This is a genomic window from Cloacibacterium normanense (genome assembly GCF_003860565.1).
Classification (GTDB): Bacteria; Bacteroidota; Bacteroidia; order Flavobacteriales; family Weeksellaceae; genus Cloacibacterium; species Cloacibacterium normanense.
This window is the reverse complement of the sequence record NZ_CP034157.1, coordinates 1,367,798-1,390,736: the sequence shown is the minus strand read 5'-3', so window position 1 is coordinate 1,390,736 and position 22,939 is coordinate 1,367,798. Positions and strand designations below refer to the sequence as shown.

At 33.5% G+C, this 22,939-nt stretch carries 18 protein-coding genes; 9 read left to right on the top strand and 9 right to left on the bottom strand.

Going from position 1 to position 22,939, the window contains the following annotated elements:
* Positions 1–149: 149 nt before the first annotated feature.
* The 6 genes from rplI to EB819_RS06360 form a co-directional block, all read right to left on the bottom strand.
* Positions 150–626, bottom strand: a complete 477-nt coding sequence (rplI, locus tag EB819_RS06385; RefSeq protein ID WP_069796671.1) for a 50S ribosomal protein L9 — start codon at positions 624–626, stop codon at positions 150–152.
* A gap of 74 nt (positions 627–700) precedes the next feature.
* A complete protein-coding gene (gene rpsR / locus EB819_RS06380; RefSeq protein WP_069796669.1) occupies positions 701–1,003 on the bottom strand; it encodes a 30S ribosomal protein S18 in 303 nt (100 codons plus the stop codon).
* A 27-nt stretch (positions 1,004–1,030) separates the two neighbouring features.
* The gene (gene rpsF / locus EB819_RS06375) at positions 1,031–1,372 is read right to left on the bottom strand and encodes a 30S ribosomal protein S6 (RefSeq protein ID WP_069796667.1); all 342 of its coding nucleotides are present in this window, start codon (positions 1,370–1,372) and stop codon (positions 1,031–1,033) included.
* Between the two features lie 118 nt (positions 1,373–1,490).
* Positions 1,491–1,967: a GNAT family N-acetyltransferase gene (locus EB819_RS06370; protein ID WP_069796665.1), complete on the bottom strand. Its 477-nt coding sequence runs from the start codon at positions 1,965–1,967 to the stop codon at positions 1,491–1,493.
* A gap of 11 nt (positions 1,968–1,978) precedes the next feature.
* Positions 1,979–2,398 carry a hypothetical protein gene (locus EB819_RS06365; protein ID WP_069796662.1) on the bottom strand — a complete coding sequence of 140 codons (420 nt, stop codon included), beginning with the start codon at positions 2,396–2,398 and terminating at the stop codon, positions 1,979–1,981.
* 255 nt (positions 2,399–2,653) lie between these two features.
* On the bottom strand, positions 2,654–3,997 hold the full coding sequence (locus tag EB819_RS06360; protein WP_069796661.1) for a dihydrolipoamide acetyltransferase family protein: 1,344 nt from the start codon (positions 3,995–3,997) through the stop codon (positions 2,654–2,656).
* 358 nt (positions 3,998–4,355) lie between these two features.
* On the opposite strand from EB819_RS06360, the gene EB819_RS06355 reads away from it, so the two are divergent.
* A complete protein-coding gene (locus EB819_RS06355) occupies positions 4,356–6,965 on the top strand; it encodes a T9SS-dependent M36 family metallopeptidase (protein WP_069796659.1) in 2,610 nt (869 codons plus the stop codon).
* Between the two features lie 121 nt (positions 6,966–7,086).
* Positions 7,087–7,377 carry a putative quinol monooxygenase gene (locus tag EB819_RS06350; protein WP_069796657.1) on the top strand — a complete coding sequence of 97 codons (291 nt, stop codon included), beginning with the start codon at positions 7,087–7,089 and terminating at the stop codon, positions 7,375–7,377.
* 16 nt (positions 7,378–7,393) lie between these two features.
* Here the strand turns inward: EB819_RS06350 and lipB are convergent, their stop codons facing one another.
* Positions 7,394–8,116, bottom strand: coding sequence for a lipoyl(octanoyl) transferase LipB (gene lipB / locus EB819_RS06345; RefSeq protein ID WP_069796655.1), 723 nt, complete (start codon positions 8,114–8,116; stop codon positions 7,394–7,396).
* 154 nt (positions 8,117–8,270) lie between these two features.
* Between lipB and EB819_RS06340 the strand changes: the two genes are divergently transcribed.
* The 7 genes from EB819_RS06340 to EB819_RS06310 all read left to right on the top strand — a co-directional run bounded on the left by EB819_RS06340 (position 8,271) and on the right by EB819_RS06310 (position 20,796).
* Positions 8,271–8,663, top strand: coding sequence for a c-type cytochrome (locus EB819_RS06340; RefSeq protein ID WP_069796653.1), 393 nt, complete (start codon positions 8,271–8,273; stop codon positions 8,661–8,663).
* Between the two features lie 135 nt (positions 8,664–8,798).
* Positions 8,799–10,496 (top strand): lysine--tRNA ligase, encoded by a 1,698-nt coding sequence (lysS, locus tag EB819_RS06335; protein ID WP_069796651.1) that lies wholly within the window; start codon positions 8,799–8,801, stop codon positions 10,494–10,496.
* 228 nt (positions 10,497–10,724) lie between these two features.
* The gene (gene gltB, locus EB819_RS06330) at positions 10,725–15,212 is read left to right on the top strand and encodes a glutamate synthase large subunit (RefSeq protein WP_069796785.1); all 4,488 of its coding nucleotides are present in this window, start codon (positions 10,725–10,727) and stop codon (positions 15,210–15,212) included.
* 183 nt (positions 15,213–15,395) lie between these two features.
* On the top strand, positions 15,396–16,823 hold the full coding sequence (locus EB819_RS06325; protein WP_069796783.1) for a glutamate synthase subunit beta: 1,428 nt from the start codon (positions 15,396–15,398) through the stop codon (positions 16,821–16,823).
* 185 nt (positions 16,824–17,008) lie between these two features.
* The gene (gene gyrB, locus EB819_RS06320) at positions 17,009–18,943 is read left to right on the top strand and encodes a DNA topoisomerase (ATP-hydrolyzing) subunit B (RefSeq protein ID WP_069796649.1); all 1,935 of its coding nucleotides are present in this window, start codon (positions 17,009–17,011) and stop codon (positions 18,941–18,943) included.
* A gap of 83 nt (positions 18,944–19,026) precedes the next feature.
* Positions 19,027–19,827 carry an RsiV family protein gene (locus tag EB819_RS06315; RefSeq protein ID WP_158005940.1) on the top strand — a complete coding sequence of 267 codons (801 nt, stop codon included), beginning with the start codon at positions 19,027–19,029 and terminating at the stop codon, positions 19,825–19,827.
* A gap of 120 nt (positions 19,828–19,947) precedes the next feature.
* A complete protein-coding gene (locus EB819_RS06310) occupies positions 19,948–20,796 on the top strand; it encodes a diacylglycerol/lipid kinase family protein (protein ID WP_069796644.1) in 849 nt (282 codons plus the stop codon).
* Between the two features lie 185 nt (positions 20,797–20,981).
* Here the strand turns inward: EB819_RS06310 and EB819_RS06305 are convergent, their stop codons facing one another.
* Together EB819_RS06305 and EB819_RS06300 are read right to left on the bottom strand one after the other, a co-directional pair.
* Positions 20,982–22,286, bottom strand: coding sequence for a cryptochrome/photolyase family protein (locus EB819_RS06305; protein ID WP_069796642.1), 1,305 nt, complete (start codon positions 22,284–22,286; stop codon positions 20,982–20,984).
* Positions 22,287–22,288: 2 nt separating this feature from the next.
* The gene (locus tag EB819_RS06300; protein WP_069796640.1) at positions 22,289–22,936 is read right to left on the bottom strand and encodes a MarR family winged helix-turn-helix transcriptional regulator; all 648 of its coding nucleotides are present in this window, start codon (positions 22,934–22,936) and stop codon (positions 22,289–22,291) included.
* Positions 22,937–22,939: the final 3 nt, after the last annotated feature.

Below are 22,939 nucleotides of genomic sequence, written 5' to 3'. Positions count from 1 at the left end.
AAAAATAATCAAAAGTGATGAGAGCAACAATTTATAAATTGCCAAATTTTCAATAAAGTCTAGATATATTATCTATTTGTGAAATGAAAAGCATAAAAAAAACGCTCTCAAAATTTTGAGAGCGTTCTTAATATTTATAAGTCTGAATTTTAAGCTTCAGGGTTTGCTTCTTCAGCAACTACATCAGAAACAACTTCGAATTCATAATCGTATTCTACGTTTCTGTGAGGTCTTACTTTAGCAGAGAATTTACCTGTTCTCTTGATAGTATTTCCAGGGATTTTGATGTATTTTTTGTCTACTTCTACACCAGCTTTCGCTAATTCTTCAGCTAAAGTAGCATTGTTAATAGAACCAAAAATCTTATCACCTGCACCAGCTTTAGCAGAGATAGAAATGGTAGTAGCTTTTAATTTTTCGATGATTGCAGTTGCAGCAACGATTAATTTAGCTTCTTCTTCTTTTCTAGCTTCTAAAGTAGCTTCTAGAGCAGCTTTGTTCTTAGGAGTTGCAAGAAGTGCATAACCTTGAGGGATTAAGAAGTTTCTTGCATAACCTGGTTTTACATTTACTGTATCAAACTCAAGTCCTAAGTTTTCTACGTCTTTTTTTAGGATAATTTCCATTGTTGTTGTCCTTTTTTGTTTTAAAAAGTTAGGTTTAGTAAAACTAAAACCAACAATTTATTTTTTGTTAATAATTATTTTAATAAGTCTGCTACGTAAGGCATTAAAGCTAAGTGTCTAGCTCTTTTGATTGCTGCAGAAACTTTTCTTTGATATTTAAGAGAAGTACCTGTATATCTTCTTGGTAAAATTTTACCTTGTTCGTTTACGAACTGTAATAAGAAGTCAGCATCTTTATAGTCTACGTATTTAATACCGAATTTTTTGAATCTACAGTATTTTTTGTCAGATTTAGTATTGATATCAAGTGGAGTAAGAAATTTTACTTCTGATTCACCTCCAGCTGATGCTTGTTTTGCCATGTCGTCGATTGCCATTTTTGTAAATTTTTTAAGGGTTAAAAATTAAGCTTTAGCAGTTTTTACTTTAGCTCTTCTTTTCACTGCGTATTCTACGCCATGCTTATCAAGTTTAGTAGTTAAGTAACGGATTACTCTCTCGTCACGTTTGAAAGCAGTTTCTAAACCTGCAACTACAGTACCTTCACCTTTGAATTCAATCAAAGTGTAGAATCCATTCTTTTTTAATTGAATAGGATAAGCTAATTTTTTAAGACCCCAATTTTCTTTAGCAACGATTTCGCAGTTGTGCTCTTTTAAGAAGTCTTCGAATTTTTTAACTGCTTCCTCCACCTGAGCGTCAGATAGAACGGGAGTTAAAATGAAAACAGTTTCGTAATTGTTCATAATGTTAAAAATATTTGTTAATTATTTCGAGGTGCAAAAGTATTGAAACTTTTTTAAATACACAATAATGATGTGATAATTTGTTGATTTGACGATGTGTTAATGTCTGAATTTAGATTTATTTCGCTAAATTTTCTATTCCACTTTTGTCTAAACGGAACACCGTCCATTCATCCATTGGTTTTGCACCTAGAGATTTATAAAATTCTATAGAAGGCGTATTCCAATCGAGTACGCTCCATTCTAATCTACCACAGTTTCTTTCTTTGGCAATTCTTGCGAGTTCTACTAAAAGTGCTTTTCCGTAACCTTTTCCGCGAGTTTCTGGTTCTACGAATAAATCTTCTAGATAAATTCCTGGTTTGCCAACAAACGTAGAAAAATTATGAAAATAGAGTGCAAAACCAACTGGTTTTTCGTCTTCTTCTGCGATGAGCACTTCTGCAAATTTTTTCTCAAAAATATTGGTGCGAAGTTCTTCTACTGAAGTGATAACATCGTTTTCTAATTTTTCGTAAACAGCTAATTTGTAGATTAAGTCAAAGATGGTTTGTGTGTCTTCTGGTGTTGCTTTACGGATTTGGAAGTTATTCATATTGAAAAATTTTACTTGTAAATATGGAACTTTTTTGAAATGAGTATTTCTATTTTATTATTTGGAAGTTTATTGACATAAATATTTTTATAGTCAAGAGTTTTTTCTTTAGTTAAAATAATTTTTTGATTATTGATATAGATAATTACTTCTTTGAAATCCTTTTCTAATTCATAAGAATCTGCAACACCTAAAATATCACTTGTGCTAATTTTTTTGTCATAAACTAATTTTTTATCAACATATATTTTAATGTAATCAGATTTAAAGTAGTCTTCAAAAGTTATATTGAGAAATGGACTTGTTTTTTTTTCAAAATTTTTCTCTAAACTTGTTAATTGATGGTTTTTATCATCATACTTAATGGCAATTCTATTATTACAACTTACTAAAATGATTACTAAAAATGATAAAGTAATTATTTTTTTCATGGTTTATTATTTTTTTTTCAAAAATAGCAATTTTTTGACGAAAATGTAACTAGCCCCGATTGCAGCGACATCCTTTTTCTTAGATTGGGAATTGCGGTTACAAGAAAAAGATATAGCGGAAAGCGGGAAATGCTTCTAAAACACCCCGTCAATCTCGCTAAAGCGGATTGACACCCCTCTAAAAGAGGGGAACCCACAAAAAAACCTCCGAAAAATTTCGAAGGTTCCTTTATCTTTTTCCTTTTTTCTTGGCTCTTAAATTTCTGTATTCATGTCCCAATTTTGTAGGTAATCATGAACGTGTTTTAGGAACATTCCGCCAAGAGAACCGTCTACAACTCTGTGGTCATAAGAATGACTCATAAACATCATTTGACGAATGCCAATCATGTCGCCATCTTTGGTTTCGATAACTGCAGGTTTTTTTACAATTGCACCAATTGCTAAAATCGCAACTTGCGGTTGAGGAATAATAGGCGTTCCCATTAGATTTCCGAAAGTTCCTACGTTTGAAATGGTGTAAGTAGCACCTTGAGTATCTTCTGGACGAAGTTTTTTGTTTCTTGCTCTGTAAGCCAAATCGTTAATTGCTTTTGCCAATCCAGAAAGTGATAATTGGTCAGCGTTTTTAATTACAGGAACAATTAGGTTTCCGTCTGGTAAAGCAGTTGCCATACCGATGTTGATATTTTTCTTTTTGATGATTTTGTCACCATCTACAGAAACATTAATCATTGGGAAATCTTGAATGGCTTTTACCACAGCTTTCACGAAAATAGGCATGAAAGTTAATTTTTCGCCTTCACGTTTTTCAAAAATATCTTTATGTTTAGCTCTCCATTTTACCACATTGGTTACGTCTGATTCTATGAAAGAAGTAACGTGTGGCGAAGTTCTCTTAGAATTAACCATAGCATCTGCAATGATTTTTCTAACTCTATCCATTGGAATGATTTCATCACCTTCATTTGTAGAAAGTGGGAGAGTTGGAGTGGGAGAATTGGAGAGTTGGAGAGATGGAGAAATTTCCTCAACCTTTACCTTTGCCTCAACCTTTTCATCACTTCTATTTTTTACAAAAGCTAGAATATCTTCTTTGGTGATTCTGCCTTCTAAACCAGAACCTTTAATGGTTTTAAGTTCTGCTTCAGAAATATTTTCTTCTTGAGCAATAGATTTTACGAGTGGAGAAAGATAAACATCTCCAGAAAATTCTTGAGGAGTAGAAGTGGTAGCTAAAGGTTTTTCTAATTCTTTTACTACTTCAGCAGCAGGAGCTTCAGTTTTAGGCTCTTCTATTTTCGGAGTTTCTACAACTGGAGCAGCTTCTCCTTCTCCTGCTGTTCCATTGAGCGGAGTCGAAATGTCTAAAATAGCGATTGCTTCACCAATTTTAGCAACTTCGTCTTTATGTTTTAAAATTTTTACAATTTTCCCAGAAACTGGTGTAGGAACATCAGAGTCTACTTTGTCGGTAGCAATTTCTACCACAGAATCATCTTCATTTACGGTGTCGCCTTCATTATATAACCAACTGATAATAGTAGCTTCCATCACGCCTTCTCCCATGCTTGGAAGGATTAATTTGTATTCTGCCATTTTACTTTTTGAATTTTCACAAAGATAAAAAATTTTAATATATAATATTTTTTTTGTTAAAAATTGCGAATTTCATAAATTGATTTTTTTCTATAAATTGTCAAATAAAAATCATATTATTGCATGGTAATGATGAAATTAGTTGTGAATTTATTGTGTTTTTTCTTAAATTCACTAAATGATATAATTTGTTTTTGCTTTTTTTAGCTTCAAAATTTATTGCTTTTTTTTCCTTGTTGATTTAATTTTTATTTAATAGTTTAAATAAACTGAGATTTAGTTTTTATTTCACAATAAAAAAAAAGACAATGATTTTATCAATTAATGCTTATCTATTATACTTAATATATATAAAATTATGAGAAAAGAAATTTACTATTTAACTTTTGGTGCATTGCTTTGCAGTAATTTATTGGCGGCACAAAAGAATGAAGAAATTCTAAAAAACTACTTTAATAATTCTGCCAAATATCGAAGTTTAAAATCTGCGAATAAAGAATTTGCAATTAAAACTGAAGACTATTCTACCAGTATGAAATCTACAGTTTTGCAAGTTCAACAGACTTTTTTGGGAGTCCCAGTGTATAATTCTTACGGAAATGTGTTGATTAAGAATGAGAAATTATTATCAATAAACGAAAATTTTTATAAATCTTCTATTGTATCAAAACAAGAAAAAGCAGATAATGTAGAGATTATTTTTTCTAAGGTTTTAAATAATGCTTCAATTGAAAAAGGCACATATAGTTTGTCAGAAAAAGGAAAGCCTAATTCTGTTTTTTTTAAAAAAGTATATTTTCCACTCGACAATGAATTAAAATTAGCATATTTATATCAGTTTGAAGAAGAAGGTTCTTCTAATTATTGGAGTATTGTGGCAGATGCAACTAGTGGTGAAATTTTTGAAAAGCAAAATCTTAATCTTTCTTGTCGTTTTGATGGTAATCACGATAAACATGAGGAACATGAAATTAACAAATTTGTAAAGCCAGAAAATAAACCTTTTGAATCTACACTATCTTTTTTGTCACCAGATAATGCTTCATACAGAGTATATGCATTGCCAGTAGAAGCCCCTTCGTTTGGGGTAAGAACTCTTGTTACTAATCCTTGGGATCTTACAGTTTCGCCAGAAGGTTGGCATTCTGATGGAACTAATCATTATACTTATACTAGGGGTAATAATGTTTATGCTTATACAGATGTAACTAATACTAATACTGCTTCTGTGGAAAATGCTACTGATGGTGGAGCTTCTAGAATATTCGATTTCCCTATTGATTTAACTCAGTATCATACTACATATAAAGATGCTGCAGTAACCAATTTATTTTATATGAATAATAAAATTCATGATATAATGTATAAATTTGGGTTTAACGAGACTTGGAGAAATTTTCAAACAACAAATTTTACAACTTTAGGAAGTGGAAATGATGCTGTAAATGCAGAAGCTAGAGATGCTAGCGAAGCTACTACTCAGAAATTGAATAATGCTAATTTTGCAACTCCAGCAGATGGCTCATCACCAAGAATGCAAATGTATCTTTGGGATCCTGCTAGTGTAAACAGATTGGTGTATAATGCGCCTTCTACATTTGCATCTAGAAAGCCCGACACTAAAGATGCAGCTTTCGGTCCTGCCTTAACAAATGCTAGAATTACAGCTAATGTTGCTCTAACAACTCCTGTGGATGGTTGTACTGCGATTTCTGAAAATTTATATGGTAAAATAGCTTTAATACAAAGAGGGTCATGTAATTTTACAGTAAAGGTTAAAAATGCTCAAAATAATGGAGCTGTTGCTGCAATTATTTATAATGCACCCACTTCTGCTTATATAGGGCAAATGGGAGGAGTTGACACCACAGTTACAATTCCTTCAATATTAATTGAAAATTCGGAAGGTGTAGCAATTGCAAATCAATTATCAAGAACGCCTGTTAATGTTACTATTTCTGATGATGAAACAAAACATATTTACATAGATGCAGATTTAGATAACGGAATTATAGCCCATGAATATGGACATGGAGTTTCTAACAGGCTTATAGGGACAACAGCAACTTGTCTTAATCAATATAATTCTAATGAACAAATGGGAGAGGGATGGTCAGATTTTCTTGCTTTAATGATGACTAATCAACCAGGCGATACTGCTTCTGTTCCAAGAGGAGTTGGTACATTTTCTTCTGCAGAAGCTACTAATGGATTAGGAATTCGCCCTGCAAAATATTCGCCTAATTTTACAATTAATAATTATACATACGGTAGAACCAATGGAATGTCTTTTTCTGATGGTTCTAGTAATGTGCATTCTATTGGTTTTGTGTGGGCAACTATGCTATGGGATTTACATTGGAAATATGTAGAAAAATATGGCTATAGCTCAGATGTTACAGCAAATCCTAATTCTGGTAGCGCAAGAGTTTTGCAGTTGGTAACTGATGCTATGAAGGTTACTGCTTGTTCACCCACTTTTATTGATGGTAGAGATGCTATTTTGCAAGCTGAACTTAGTACAACTGAAGGAACTGATAAATGTATGATTTGGGGAGTTTTTGCAAAAAGAGGTTTAGGTGTAAAAGCAAGTGCAGGACTTAAGAAATCTATTACCCCTGTTAATAGCACCAATATGATTGCAGCTCTTAATGATCAAGTAGAAGATTTTACTTATCCAGCAGAATGTTCATCTTCGCTTACTAGTGAAGAAGTTACTTTAAATAAAGAGGTTCAGATTTATCCTAATCCTGCGAAAAATGAAATTTTTATAAAATCAAATTCATTAGCAATTGGCGAGACAATTATATCGGTATATGATGCTACTGGAAAGCTGGTTATTTCTGAGAAAAAGAATCTTAAATCCCAAAATACAGTTGATACTTCTAGACTTTCAAATGGTATTTATATTATAAAAGGAGAAGGAATTGGAGTTAATTTTTCTCAAAAAATAATTATTGAAAAATAATCTTCTTAATATGAATTGAATTTTAAAGCCTTCTTGTATTTGAAGGCTTTTTTATTGTTGAAATTTTTAGTTTATAGTTTCAAATTTCTACATTTGCCCTATTAAAAATAATTCAGAAGTTATGAATTTATACATTGTAGCATTATTTAGATTCAAAGAAAATCATCTTTTTGATGCGATAGAATTATTGAAAAAATTAGTAATAGAAACCAGAAAAGAAGAAGGTTGTCTTCAATATGATTTAATAGAAGACCGAGAAAATAAAGGCACTTTTTTCTTAATTGAACTTTGGGAAACCGAAGAACATCATCATTTACATGCAGGAACAGAACATCTTTTTACTTTTAGACAAAGCGCAGCTCCACTGATGGAATCTCAAACAGAAGTTTACAGAGGAGCGAAGATTTTTTAAAAAGAAAAAGCGAAACTTAAAAAAGTTCCGCTTCGAAAACATCTTGAAAATGTTTCTTTATTTTTTCTTTTACTTCTTCTACTTCTGCCGGTGTAAATTCTCTTTCTAGTTCACGTTTTAGGGAAGTAACTGCTTTGTCCTTGATTCCGCAAGGAATAATGTATTCGAAATAGCGTAAGTCTGTATTGACATTGATGGCAAAACCGTGCATAGTCACCCATTTTGAAGTTTTAACACCCAATGCACAAATTTTTCTAGCATAAGGTTTTCCTACATCTAGCCAAACTCCAGTTTCGCCCACGCTTCTTTCGCCTTTTAAACCGTATTCTGCAATGGTTCTGATGATTACTTCTTCCAGATTTCTCATATATAAATGAATATCTGATTTGAAGTTGTCTAAATCTAAAATCGGATACCCTACAAGTTGACCAAAACCGTGATAGGTAATGTCTCCACCGCGATTGGTCTTTACGAAAGTGGCGTCAATTTCTTTTAGTTTACTTTCATTAGCAAGCATATTGTGCTCGTCACCAGATTTTCCTAAAGTGTAAACATGTGGGTGTTCTACAAACAGTAAATAATTAGGAGTAGTTTCGGGTTCTTGGTCTTCGTTTTCTCTATTTTTGATTTTAATGGCAATGATTTTATCCATTAAAGATTGTTGATATTCAAAAGCCTCAAGATAATTTTTAAGACCCAATTCTTCGAATTTTATTTTTTTGTTTTGTGAAGCGTTCATTTCTAATTTTTGGTTCACAAAAATAAGTTTTTTTTAATAATTATGCTTTGAATAAATTTTTTAAAAAATCTGATATGATTTTTAGCATTTTGAAAAAAGAGAAGGCTTTATTCACTAAATTTGAAAAAATTAAAATAAATAAAATATTATATCTATGAAAAGAATTATTTTAACACTAGCTTTCGGTGCATTAGTAGCGGTTTCTTGTTCTAAAAAAGAAGAGCCAGTAAAAGAATCAAATGTAATGTTGCCAGAACCTACAGAGCAAACTGCTGCTACAGCTGCTGCAACTCCTGAAGAAGAAGGTAAAGCATTAATCGCAGGTTCAGATTGTCTTACTTGTCATAAAGAAGATGCTAAATTAGTAGGTCCTTCTTATCAAGAAGTAGCGGCAAAATATACTGAAGCGGATATTGATATGTTAGCAGATAAAATCATTAACGGTGGTAGCGGAGTTTGGGGAGAAGTTCCTATGTCTGCTCACGCTGGAATGGATAAAGAAAATGCTAAAAAAATGGTGAAATATATTCTCACCCTAAAAAAATAAACAATTGTACCAATTGTGATTTTAACAGAAGGCAACCTTTTTGGGTTGCTTTTTTCTTGACCAAGCTAATTTTTAAGAAATTTAAAAATTCGTAAAAAAATCCTTATTTTTGCAATTCCAAAAAATTGAAAAACAATGTCTTTATCAGAACAGGAAATCATCAGAAGAGAGAAATTACAGAAACTGACCGAAATGGGAATAAACGCATTCCCAGCAGATGAATATAAAATTACGGATACTACCAAGTCTATCAAGAACGATTTTGCTGAAGGAAAAGCAGTGAAAATCGCAGGTAGATTAATGTCTAGAAGAATTCAAGGGAAGGCTTCTTTCGCAGAATTACAAGATTCTGAAGGTAGAATTCAGGTGTATTTTAATCGTGATGAAATCTGTACTGGCGAAGATAAAACGCTTTATAATGAAGTCTATAAACATCTTTTAGATATTGGTGATATTATTGGTATAGAAGGAGAGTTGTTTAAAACGCAAGTGGGAGAAATGACAGTGATGGTGAAGAATTTCAAATTGTTAACCAAAGCTCTTCGTCCGCTTCCTTTAGCTAAAACTGATGAAAATGGAGTAGTTCACGATGCTTTCAATGATCCTGAATTAAGATACAGACAACGTTATGTTGATTTAACCGTAAATCCTCACGTAAAAGAAATTTTTGTAAAAAGAACAAAATTGTTCAATGCGATGAGAACGTTCTTTAATGATGCAGGTTATTTTGAGGTAGAAACGCCAATTTTACAAGCCATTCCTGGTGGTGCTGCTGCTAGACCTTTCATTACACATCATAACGCTCTTGATATTCCTTTATATATGAGAATTGCGAACGAATTGTATCTAAAAAGATTAATTGTTGGTGGTTTTGATGGTGTTTACGAATTTTCTAAAAATTTCCGTAACGAAGGAATGGATAGAACCCACAATCCAGAGTTTACTGCGATGGAAATTTATGTGGCGTACAAAGATTACAACTGGATGATGGATTTCACTGAGAAATTGTTAGAATTTTGTGCGATTTCAGTTAACGGAACTCCAGAATCTCAGTTTGGTGAACATACCATCAACTGGAAAGCTCCTTATCCTAGAGTTTCGATGACGGAAGCGATTCAGAAATTCACAGGTTTTGATATCACTGGAAAAACTGAAGATGAATTGCGCGATTTTGCAAAATCTATCGGGATTGAAGTAGATGAAACGATGGGGAAAGGAAAATTAATTGATGAAATTTTTGGAGAAAAATGCGAAGGAAACTTCATTCAGCCGACTTTCATTACCGATTATCCAATCGAAATGTCGCCTTTAACCAAAAAACACAGAAGCAAAGAAGGTCTTACCGAACGTTTTGAATTAATGGTTTGTGGTAAAGAAATTGCCAATGCATATTCAGAGTTGAACGATCCAATTGACCAAAGAGAACGTTTCGAGTCTCAAATGGCGCTTTCTGAGCGTGGTGATGACGAGGCAATGTTCATAGACCAAGATTTCTTAAGAGCGTTAGAATATGGTATGCCGCCAACTTCTGGTTTAGGAATTGGAATGGATAGACTCATTATGTTCCTTACCAATAATGCTTCTATTCAAGAAGTATTGTTTTTCCCACAAATGAGACCAGAGAAAAAAGTGACAGTTATAGAATTAGGAGAAGACGAAAAAGTGATTTTAGAAATATTGAATTCGCAATCAGAAGCAATGGATTTGTCAATAGTTAAAGAAAAATCTCAATTATCAGGAAAAAAATGGGATAAAGCCACAAAAAATTTAACGAAGAATAATTTAATCAAGGTAGAAAAAATTGACGAAAAATTGATGATCATATTAATTTAATATCAAATCAATAAAAAAAATCTAAAAGCATTCCGAATTGGAGTGCTTTTTTTATTTAAACTTGCTATATTTGTAGATAAATTATTTTTATCAAGTTAAAAATATTAACTGTAATAATGTTAATTTATTTAATTAAAATAGAAATATTTATTTAAAATATTCGCAAATTAAAATAATTGCTATGAATTATAATATGTATTTCGTAGCATTGCCTAAAATTTAATGGGGATGAAAAACGGATTATATTTACCACAGTTTGATTTTGATTCATGTGGAGTTGGTTTTGTGGCCAATTTAAAAGGAGTGAAGAGCCATAAGATTGTTTCTGATGCTATTACCATGTTAGAAAACATGGAGCACAGAGGAGCAACAGGTTATGAGAAGAGTACTGGTGATGGTGCGGGAATTCAAATTCAGATTCCGCACGAGTTTCTTTATGAGAAAGCGCTAGAGAATGGTTTTTATTTGCCAGATGTAGGTGATTATGGACTAGGGATGTTGTTTTTTCCTAAAGATGATGCGCTAAGAGATGAATGCAAAAGAGTTATTTATAATTCCGCGGAAAAACTCAATTATAAGATTTTAGGTTATCGTTCTGTGCCTGTTAATAATTTCGAGATTGGTGAAACAGCGAAATCTGTAGAACCAGTAATGGAAATGATTTTCATTGAAAAACCATTTGATGTAACTTCAGATGATGATTTTGAGAGAAAATTGTTTATTTTTAGAAATTATATTTCTCACCAAATTGCCAATATTACCCAAAACGACCCAATTGGTTTCTATGTAGCTTCTATGTCTTGTAGAAAATTAATCTATAAAGGACAGTTGCGAAGTGTACAAATTAGAAATTATTTCAAAGATTTAACAGATCCTAAACTCACTTCCGCTTTCGGAATGATACACTCTAGGTTTGCTACAAACACCAACCCGAATTGGAATTTAGCACAACCGTTCCGTTTTTTAGCACATAATGGCGAAATTAATACCGTTCAAGGAAATTTAAACTGGCTTCGTTCAGGCGAAAAAAATCTAGAAAGTCCATATTTCACTCAACAAGAAATGGATATGCTTTTGCCTTTAACCAAACCCAATCAATCAGATTCATCATATTTAGATAATATGGTAGAATTGTTGGTGCATTCTGGTAGAAGTTTACCACACGTAATGATGATGCTCATTCCTGAAGCTTGGGACGGAGACAAGCATATGGAGGATTATAAAAAATATTTCTACGCTTTTCACGCTTGTGTGATGGAACCTTGGGACGGCCCAGCTTCTATCTCTTTCACAGACGGAAAAGTAATTGGGGCAACTCTTGATAGAAATGGACTTCGTCCTTCTAGATATTGCGTAACAAGTGATGATACCATTGTGATGGCTTCAGAATCTGGTGCGCTTCCTGTAGATCCTGCAAAAGTCATAAGAAGAGGTAGATTGCAGCCTGGGAAAATGTTTTTGGTTGATTTAAATAAAGGAAGAATCATTAATGATGATGAGCTGAAAAAAGAAATTTGTACTTCTCAACCGTATCAACAATGGTTAGAAGAAAAGCAAATTAAATTAGATGAGCTTCCTGAACCAAGAATGAGATTTACCAGAATTCAAGGGCAAGATGTTCTTAAATTCCAAAAAGCGTTCGGATATTCTAGAGAAGATATAGAAAAAGTAATCAAAGTAATGGCAGAGTCTGGCAAAGAACCAATCGGTTCTATGGGATTTGATTCTCCAATTGCAGTTTTAAGCGAAAAACCACAACATTTAAGTTCTTATTTCAAACAATTATTTGCACAAGTTACCAATCCGCCAATCGACCCAATTCGTGAAAGATTGGTTATGTCTCTAACCACCATTATCGGTGGAAACGGAAATTTATTAACGGGTGACAAAAAATTTGCACACAGTGTAACGTTAGATAATCCAATTTTAGACAATCTTCAGTTAGAAAAATTAAGAAGTATTGATACAGGAGATTTTCAAGCGAAAACTTTACAAACCTATTTTAAAGCAGACGGAAAACCAGGAAGTTTGAAAAAAGGTATCGACAGACTCTGTAGATATGCGATGGATGCAGTGCAAGATGGTTTTGATGTGATCATTCTTTCAGATAGAGCCATAGATTCTAATCACGCTGCAATCCCAAGTTTATTGGCTTGTTCTGCGGTTCATCATCATTTAATAAGAATGGGAGTTCGTAGAAAAGTTGGCTTGGTGGTAGAAGTGGGCGATGCATGGGAAGTTCATCATTTTGCAACTTTGCTCGGTTTTGGTGCAACTGCAATTAATCCTTATTTGGCTTTGGCTACCATCAGAGAAATGGTGAATTCTGGCGAAATTAAAGGCGAAGATTATCCAAAAGCAAAGAAAAATTATATTAAATCTGTTGGCGATGGCTTGCTGAAAATTTTCTCAAAAATGGGAATTTCAACGTTGATGTCTTATCAAGGAGCGCAGATTTTTGAAATTATTGGTTTAAATAAATTAGTGGTAAATACTTGTTTTACTGGCGCAATTTCTAGAATTGAAGGACTTGGTTTCGATGATTTAGCAGAAGAAGCTTTGGTAAAACATTTTGATGCTTATGCTCCTAAATTTGAACAACCTGTCTTAAATGAAGGCGGTGTTTATCAATGGAAAAGAAAAGGAGAGTACCATATGTACAATCCTCAAACCGTTGACTTATTACAAAAAGCCACAAGAAATAACGATTACGAAACCTTCAAAAAATATTCAAGAGCTGCCAATAATTTAACCAATAATGCAGCAACTCTTAGAAGTTTATTAGAATTTAAAAACGATAGACCTGCTATCCCAATTGAAGAAGTAGAACCTGTAGAAAATATTTTGAAACGTTTTGCGAGCGGTGCAATGTCTTTCGGTTCCATTTCTTACGAAGCGCATTCTACTTTAGCGATTGCAATGAATAGAATTGGTGCAAAAAGTAACACTGGAGAAGGTGGCGAAGACGAAATCCGTTATCAACTCAACGAAAAAGGAGAAAATCTTCGTTCGGCGATTAAACAAGTTGCTTCAGGAAGATTTGGAGTTACAGCAAGATATTTAGCGGAAGCTGATGAAATTCAAATTAAAATGGCGCAAGGTGCAAAACCAGGAGAAGGCGGACAGTTGCCTGGCGACAAAGTTGATGCTTGGATTGGGAAAACCCGTCACTCAACACCGGGAGTTGGTTTAATTTCTCCGCCGCCACATCACGATATTTATTCCATCGAAGATTTAGCACAGTTGATTTTCGATCTTAAAAATGCGAATAGACACGCTAGAATTTCTGTAAAATTGGTATCAAAAGCAGGAGTGGGAACCATTGCAGCTGGTGTTGCAAAAGCTAAAGCAGACCATATTTTGATTTCTGGTTATGATGGAGGAACTGGTGCTTCTCCGTTAAGTTCGGTGCGTCACGCTGGTTTACCTTGGGAATTAGGTTTGGTAGAAACGCATCAAACTTTAATTAAACATAAATTAAGACAAAGAGTTACCGTACAAACTGACGGACAAATAAAAACGGGTAGAGACATTGTAATGGCAACTTTAATGGGCGCTGAAGAATGGGGAATTGCCACTTCTGCACTCATTGTTCAAGGTTGTATTTTGATGAGAAAATGCCACGAAAACACCTGTCCAGTTGGTATCGCAACACAAAACGGTGAATTAAGAAAAAAATTCACAGGAAATGCCGATCATTTGGTGAATTATTTTACGTTTTTGGCAACGGAAACCAGAGAAATTATGGCTTCTTTAGGGTTTAGAACGGTTGATGAAATGGTAGGGCAATACCAATGTTTAACCAAAAGAGAAGATTTAAAATTCTGGAAAGCTAAAACCGTTGATTTAAGTGCATTTTTACAAAAAATGGACACAGAATTGCCTCTTACGAAATCTGAACCTCAAGAAGACGAGTTGGTAGATTCATTGTCTTGGAAGTTGATTGAAGCGGCTCAAAATGCCATCGAAAGTAACGGAAAATGTGAAGCAGAATTCAATATCATCAATACCGATAGAACGGTTGGGACGATTCTTTCTCACGAATTAACCAAAATTTATAAATCTGAAGGAATGCCAGAAGATGCTTTGAGATTTAATTTCAAAGGAACTGCCGGACAAAGTTTCGGGGCGTTCTGCAATAAAGGAATTACGATGAAATTAGAAGGCGACGGAAACGATTATTTCGGAAAAGGACTTTCTGGTGGTAAATTGGTGGTTCATCCTGATAGAAGTTCTACTTTCAAAGCCAATGAAAATAGCATTATTGGTAACGTAGCTTTATATGGCGCAACCAGTGGAAAAGTTTTCATCAACGGAATGGCAGGAGAACGTTTCTGCGTAAGAAATTCTGGTGCAACTGCTGTTGTAGAAGGAGTTGGAGCTCACGGTTGCGAATATATGACTGGTGGAACTGTGGTAGTTTTGGGTGGAGTTGGTAAAAATTTCGGAGCTGGAATGAGTGGTGGAATCGCTTACATTTGGGATGTGAACGAAACGTTGAAACAAAATTTCAATCCTGATATGGCAGATTTAGAAGGTTTGACGGAAAAAGATAAAAACACCATCAAAAATCTAGTGGAAGAACACGTGAAGGAAACTGATAGTGATTTAGGAAAATATTTGTTGCAAGATTTTGAAGAAAATTTAAAATATTTTGTGAAAGTTTTCCCTAGAGATTACAAAAAAGTGTTGGAAAAACAAGGTGTTGAATTTTAGAATTAATAAAGTTTGAATGGGTTTGAAATTGTCTGAAATCGTTTGATGAGTTCCGTAGGAACGAACGATTTCGTAGCATTGGAATTCATTCCAATGAAAATTAGAAACGAACGATTTCGTAGCATTGGAATTTATTCCAAAGTATTTAATGCAAATCATCAGAATTACAAAAATTTAAAAAAAATGGGAAAAACAGACGGTTTTTTATTATATAAAAGAGAATTACCAACTAAAGATGCAGTAGCAGATAGAGTTCAGCACTATAAAGAATTTCAGCATTTGCCATCATCAGAACTATTGAACAAGCAAGCTGCAAGATGTATGAATTGCGGAATTCCTTTCTGTATGAGTGGTTGTCCGCTGGGGAATGTAATTCCAGAATTTAATGATGCAGTGTATAAAGAAGAATGGAAAAAAGCCTACGATATTTTAAGCACTACCAATCCTTTTCCAGAATTTACGGGCAGAATTTGTCCGGCTCCTTGCGAAGGTTCTTGCGTTTTGGGAATCAATGAATTGCCAGTAACCATAGAAGAAGTAGAAAAAAATATTATCGAAATTGCTTATCAAAAAGGCTATGTAAAACCAAGGCTTCCTTTAAAAAGGACGGGCAAAAAAGTAGCGGTTATCGGTTCTGGACCTTCTGGTTTAGCAGCAGCCGAAAAATTGAATCAATTAGGGCATTCTGTTTCGGTTTTTGAAAGAGAATCTGAAGTTGGCGGTTTGTTGAGGTTCGGGATTCCAGATTTTAAATTAGATAAATCTGTGGTAAAAAGAAGAGCCGACTTAATGAAAGCAGAAGGAATTGAATTTAAAACCAATACTTTGGTAGGCAAAGATTATTCTGCGGAGCAACTCAAAAGAGAATTTCACGCCATTGTTTTAGCGATGGGTTCTACCGTTCCTAGAAATTTACCTATCCCAAATCGTGATGCAAAAGGCGTTTATTTTGCGATGGAATATCTTCGTCAAAACAACAAAAAAGTGAGCAATATTGCTTTTACAGAAGATAATATAGATGCGAAAGGCAAAAAAGTGTTGGTTATTGGTGGTGGAGATACTGGTTCAGATTGTATCGGTACAGCCAATAGACAAGGTGCAACAGAAGTTCATCAAATAGAAATTATGCCAACTCCGCCTTCTCAAAGAGACGAAACAATGCCTTGGCCAATGTATCCTATGATTCTGAAAACCACCACTTCTCACGAAGAAGGTTGCACCAGAAAATGGGCGATTAATGCCAAAGAATTTATAAAAGACGAAGCAGGAAATCTAAAAGGTTTAAAAGCCGTAGAAATAGAGTGGAGCAAAGATCCTGTTACGAAAAGATACACCACATTTGCAGAAAAACCAGGCACAGAATTTACCATAGAATGTGATTTGGCATTTTTGGCAATGGGTTTCTTGCACGTAGAACAAAAAGGAATTGTAGAAGATTTAGAAATAAACCTAGACCCAAGAGGAAACTTAATAGGCAAAGAAGGAGAATATACCACCAACCAAGAGAAAGTTTTCAGTTGTGGAGACGCAAGAAGAGGGCAATCTTTGGTAGTTTGGGCAATTAGTGAAGGTTTGCAATGCGCCGAAAAAGTAGATGCATTTTTGAGTTAAATCCTAAATCAAATTATATTTTTTTAAGGGGAGGTTTTCTGTGGAAAACTTCCTTTTTGTTTTACTTTCGTATCTCGTTAAATTTTCCGATATTTGTAAGTCTTTGAAAAAAGCAAAAATTTAATCAAAAATTATATAAAATAAACTCGCTGAAAGCCAAAAGCAGAAAGCAGAATGCATTTATTATGAGTCAAAAACAATATACAGCAGACAGTATTCAGGCATTAGAAGGAATAGAACACGTACGTCTTAGACCTTCTATGTACATTGGTGATGTAGGTGTTAGAGGTTTGCATCACTTGGTTTATGAGGTAGTTGATAACTCTATTGACGAAGCTTTGGCTGGTCATTGTGATACCATTGCAGTAACCATTCACGAAGGAGACGGAATTTCTGTAAAAGATAATGGTAGAGGTATTCCTGTAGACTTTCACCAAAAAGAACAAAAATCTGCGCTAGAAGTAGTAATGACCAAAATTGGTGCAGGTGGTAAGTTTGATAAAGATTCTTACAAAGTTTCTGGTGGTCTTCACGGAGTTGGAGTTTCTTGTGTGAACGCGCTTTCTACTTCACTTATCGCTACTGTTTCTAGAAACGGAAAATTATACCAACAAAAATATTCTCAAGGAAAAGCATTAGCAGATGTACAAGAAATAGGAACTTCTACTTCTACAGGAACTGAAGTTTTCTTTCAGCCAGATGGAAGCATTTTCCAAGAATTGGTGTACAATTATGATACTTTAGCTGCTAGATTAAGAGAATTGGCGTTCCTAAACAAAGGAATTACCATTACTTTAACAGACGAAAGAAGAAAAAATGAAGATGGAAGTTTCCCAACTGAAACGTTCCATTCAGAAGGTGGTCTAAAAGAATTTGTTGCCTACATTGATGGAAACCGTGAATCAATCATGGAACACGTAATCTTCATGGAAGGTGAGCGTGATGATATTCCGGTAGAAGTAGCCATGCGTTATAATACTTCATTCAACGAGAATTTACACTCTTACGTAAATAATATCAATACTCACGAAGGTGGAACGCATTTAGCAGGTTTCAGAAGAGCTCTTACTAGAACTTTAAAGAAATATGCTGATGAACTAGGTCTTCCTGCAAAAGAAAAAGTAGAAATTACGGGTGATGACTTTAGAGAAGGTCTTACAGCGATTATTTCTGTAAAAGTGATGGAGCCTCAGTTTGAAGGGCAAACCAAAACAAAATTAGGAAACTCAGAAGTTTCTGGTGCGGTAGATAAAATTGTAGGCGAAATGCTTACTAATTTCTTAGAAGAAAACCCTAATGAAGCGAAACAAATCGTACAAAAAGTAGTTCTAGCTGCAAAAGCAAGACAAGCTGCGAAAAAAGCTCGTGAAATGGTTCAGAGAAAATCTCCAATGGGAGGTTCTGGTTTACCAGGGAAATTATCTGACTGTTCTTCTAAAGATCCTGAAATTTCAGAAATATTCTTAGTAGAGGGAGATTCTGCAGGTGGAACCGCTAAACAAGGTAGAGATAGACATTTCCAAGCGATTCTTCCATTAAGAGGTAAAATCTTGAACGTAGAAAAATCTATGCTTCACAAAGTTTATGATAATGACGAAATCAAGAATATTTATACTGCTCTTGGTGTTTCTGTAGGAACTGAAGAAGATTCTAAAGCTTTGAACTTGGCAAAACTAAGATATCACAAAATTGTAATCATGACCGATGCTGATATTGATGGTTCTCACATTTCTACGTTGATTCTTACCTTCTTCTTTAGATATATGAAAGAACTCATTGAACAAGGATACATTTACATTGCACAACCGCCTTTATATTTATTGAAAAAAGGAAATAAGAAAATGTATGCTTACAACGAGAAAGAAAGAGAAGCAAAAACATTAGAAATGGCTCCAGATGGAAAAGGAGTAGAAGTACAGCGTTATAAAGGTCTTGGGGAAATGAACCCAGAACAGTTATGGGAAACGACTTTAAATCCTGAAAACAGAATCTTAAAACAAGTCACCATAGAAAGCCTTGCAGAAGCAGATAACGTATTCTCTATGTTAATGGGCGACGAAGTGCCACCAAGAAGAGAATTCATCGAGAAGAATGCAATCTATGCAAATATTGACGCTTAAAATCAATATTTTATCAATAATTTCAAATCCGTTCAATCTTTGGACGGTTTTTTGCTATATTTAAGTTCACAAATATGAATTCCATGAAAACCATTTTTCTAGCTTTAGCTACTGCTTTCGTACTCTTTTCTTGCAGCCCAAAAACTACAGGAAATAAAGGAATTATTCCAGAAAATGCCAATGAATTGGCTTCTGAAAATTTACCTTTTGCAGTAGATTCTCTTCAATTGCAAGATTCTATTGCTGTAGCAAAAACTTTGAAATTACGAACTTCTTCTACCATTCTGTTATTTCCTACACTTCATAATAAAACTTTATTAGACAGTATTTATAGTCCATCTGGAATCAGATTAGAGACTTATTCTAAAGAAAAATTGCAGAAAGAATTGGTAAATCAAAAAGAAGCTTATTTTTCTCAAGGTCAAGAAGATGCTAAAGAATATACTCCAGATTTTGAGCAAATTTGGGATGAAAATTCTTATATGAAGGTCTTCTCTAATCAAAATGATGTTCTTACTATTTCCTATGAAAATGATGGCTTTTCTGGTGGAGCGCATGGTTACTATAATATATTGTTCAAAAATTTTGACTTAAAAACTAATACAGTAATTCAACTTTCTGATGTTTTTAAGGATATCAATAAAGTAGATTGGAATAAAATTTTAATGAAAAATTTTAAAAATCAAGACCAAAAAGAAATGCTTTTAGTCGATAAAATTCCTGTAAATAACAATTTCTATTTTGATTCCCAAAACATCACTTTTGTGTACAATCAATACGAAATTACAGCTTATGCTGCTGGAGTAGTAGAAATTTCTATTCCGTTTTCTGAGTTGAAACCTTATTTAAAACCAGAATTTATTTCGAGGAATAACATTAAATAAATCCAAATCAATTATACAATGAGATTTAACTTGGTTTTATGCCGATAGATAATTTATTGATTTAATTTTAATTAAATAATTATAAATTACTAATCGGTATAATTCCGTACTTTTGCACCCATGCAAAACGTAGCATTTATCATCAATCCTTTTTCTGCAAAGAAAAATTATCAGCCTTTTCTTAATTCTTTACAAGCAAAGGTTGAAAATCCGTTGTATTTAATTTCTAAATCCATTCAAGATACTGAAGATTTCATCAAGGAAAATTTTGAAATAGTAGATGTTTTCGTTGCTATTGGAGGTGACGGAACCATTTCTACGGTAGCGAAAAATTTAATTCACACGGATAAAATTCTCGGGATTTTCCCAGCAGGAAGTGGAAACGGTTTTTCTAATGAAACCAAGTTTTCTAAAAATTTAGACGAACTTTTAGCGAAAATCCAGAGAAAGAATTTCAAAGAAATAGATACGTTTACGGTAAACGAAAGATTTTCGATTAATGTAGCTGGAGTAGGATTTGATGGAGCAGTTATTGAAGCTTTTGAAAAGACTTCCAGAGGTTTCAAAAATTATATCAAAACTTCTATCCAGACTTTTTTTAAATACCAACCAATTTCCATCAAATTCGAAGAAAAATATAAAAAATTTGACGGAAAATATTTGATGCTCAACGTTGCAAACACCCGTCAATTCGGGAATAACGCCTACATTGCTCCTCATGCAAGTAAAAGTGATGGCTTGTTAGAAATTGCTTTGGTAAAGAAGTTTCCTTTCTCGCATTCTGGCGTTTTTGCCTACAGAATGTTTACCAAAAAATTGGTTCACAATCAGTACATTCATTATTTGTCAGTTCCAGAAATTGAATTTTCTGTAGATTCAGATTTGTGGCATCTCGACGGAGAATTTAACCAAATTTCATCTCCTGTTAAAGTAAAAGTGCTCCCAAAAAGTTTAAGAATTTTAGTTTAATAAATGACAATTTTTTAAAATTATATTTTAAACCACAAAAGAGACAAAAGAAATGATTGAAAACAAGTATTTCAAAAGTAAAAAAAGTTAAACATTTCGTTTTTTTTACTTTTGAAGAGCTTATAAATAAAAGAAATCTTTTGTCTCTTTTGTGGTTTATTAATTTTTGTCTTTTACAAAGAATTTTAGTCTAAATTATTTAAAGCTTCTTTGTATACTTTCAGTACTTTTTCTCTGGCTTTTTTATGCTCTACGATAGGTTTTGGATAGTATTTTGTTCCAAATTCAGGAATCCATTTTTTAATATATTTAAAATCTGGATCGAATTTTTTCTGTTGTTCATCTGGATTGAAAATTCTAAAATAAGGAGCGGCATCACAGCCAGAACTTGCGCACCATTGCCAGTTTCCATTATTCGCACTTAAATCGTAATCCATTAATTTTTCTGCAAAATAGGCTTCGCCAATTCGCCAGTCGGTAAGCAAATGTTTGATGAGGAAACTCGCGGTAATCATTCTAACTCTGTTGTGCATAAAACCAGTAGCGTTCAGTTCTCGCATTCCTGCATCAACAATAGGAAATCCTGTTTTTCCAGCTTTCCATTTTTCCAGAAATTCAGGATTATTTTCCCAAGGAATCGCATCATATTTTGCCTTGAAAGAATGATTGACCACTTTCGGAAAATGATACAAAATCTGCATGAAAAATTCTCTCCAAATCAATTCTTTCAGGAAGGTAAGGTTATTTTCTTTGGCAATTTTGGCTAATTTTCTTACGCTGATGGTTCCAAATCTCAGATGAACACCTAATTGTGTAGTTCCTTTTACTGCAGGGAAATTTCGAGTTTCTTCATAAGTTTTGATGATGTGAAGATCTGCTTCTGGAATTTCAAATGCTAAATTTGTTTTTTGAAAACCAATGTCTTCAATTTTAAGTTCTTCAAATGGAATATCTAGTAAATTGTCTAGTTTTTTTTCTGATGGAAATCCTTGTAAATCAACTTTTTGAATTTCATTGAGCCAAAGTTTTGAATACGGAGTATAAACCGTGTAAGGTTTTTTATCGGCTTTTACTATTTCGTCTTTGTGAAAAATAACTTGGTCTTTAAACTGATGAAAAGCAATGTTTTTTGAATTCAAAAAATCGGCAATTTCTTGGTCTCTTTTTATCGCGTAAGGTTCATAATCTTCATTACAGTAAACTGCTTTTATTTCGTAGTTCTGTGAGAGGTTTTTATAGATTTCAAGAGGTTTTCCTTTGAAGATTTTGATGCCTTTATTCTTTAATTTTAAAAAAGAATTCAGGGTTTGTAAAGCTTGTACAATGAAATCAACTCTCTTGTCTGACTTATTTTCTAATAAATCTAAAATATCTTCGTCAAAAATAAAAATCGGTAGCACCTTTTTTCCCGATTCTAATGCTTGAAATAGTCCGTGATTGTCTTTTAAACGAAGGTCTCTTCTGAACCAAAAAATAGAAATTTTATCCATGCTTATTCTATCAAATGAAGGAGTTCTTTAATCTCAGAGTTTTTGTATTCTGTGTACAAAGTGTAATGAAAATCGTTTACTTTTTTCAGTAATTCTAGCAATTTTGTTTTTTCATCATTTTTAAGATTAGCCGAAAGAATTCTAGAAGTGGTATTGACTTTTTCTACCGATTGATGAAAGGCTTCTTCTCCTTTTTTGGTCAAAGTCAATCTTTTGGCACGTTTGTCATTTTCATCCACGGTTTCTTGAATCAAACCATCGTCTAAAAGTCTTTTGATGATTTGAATTCCCGTTTGTTTTTCGTGACCGTTTCTTTCGATGAGTTGCATTTTGGTCAAAGAAGGCTCGTCTTTGAGTCTGTAGAGGTAAGTAAATTCTTCATTCGCTAAAGTCGGAAAATCGCTTAAACCTTTGCGAATCATTTGTTTAGAAAATCTGCCCAAAAGCAAAACCTGTTTGCAAATTTCATTTTCGGTGAAACTTACTTCGTGGTTTTCATTTTTAAAAAGTTTGGTCGGACTTTCTGTTGTATATTTTTTTTCGTTGAGCCAAATTCTGAAATCTTCTATCGTAGCATGATTTTTAAACGACTTAGAATGTTCGTATTCCTGAACTTCTAAAAGGAGATTAATTAAAAAACTGGTTTCCATATT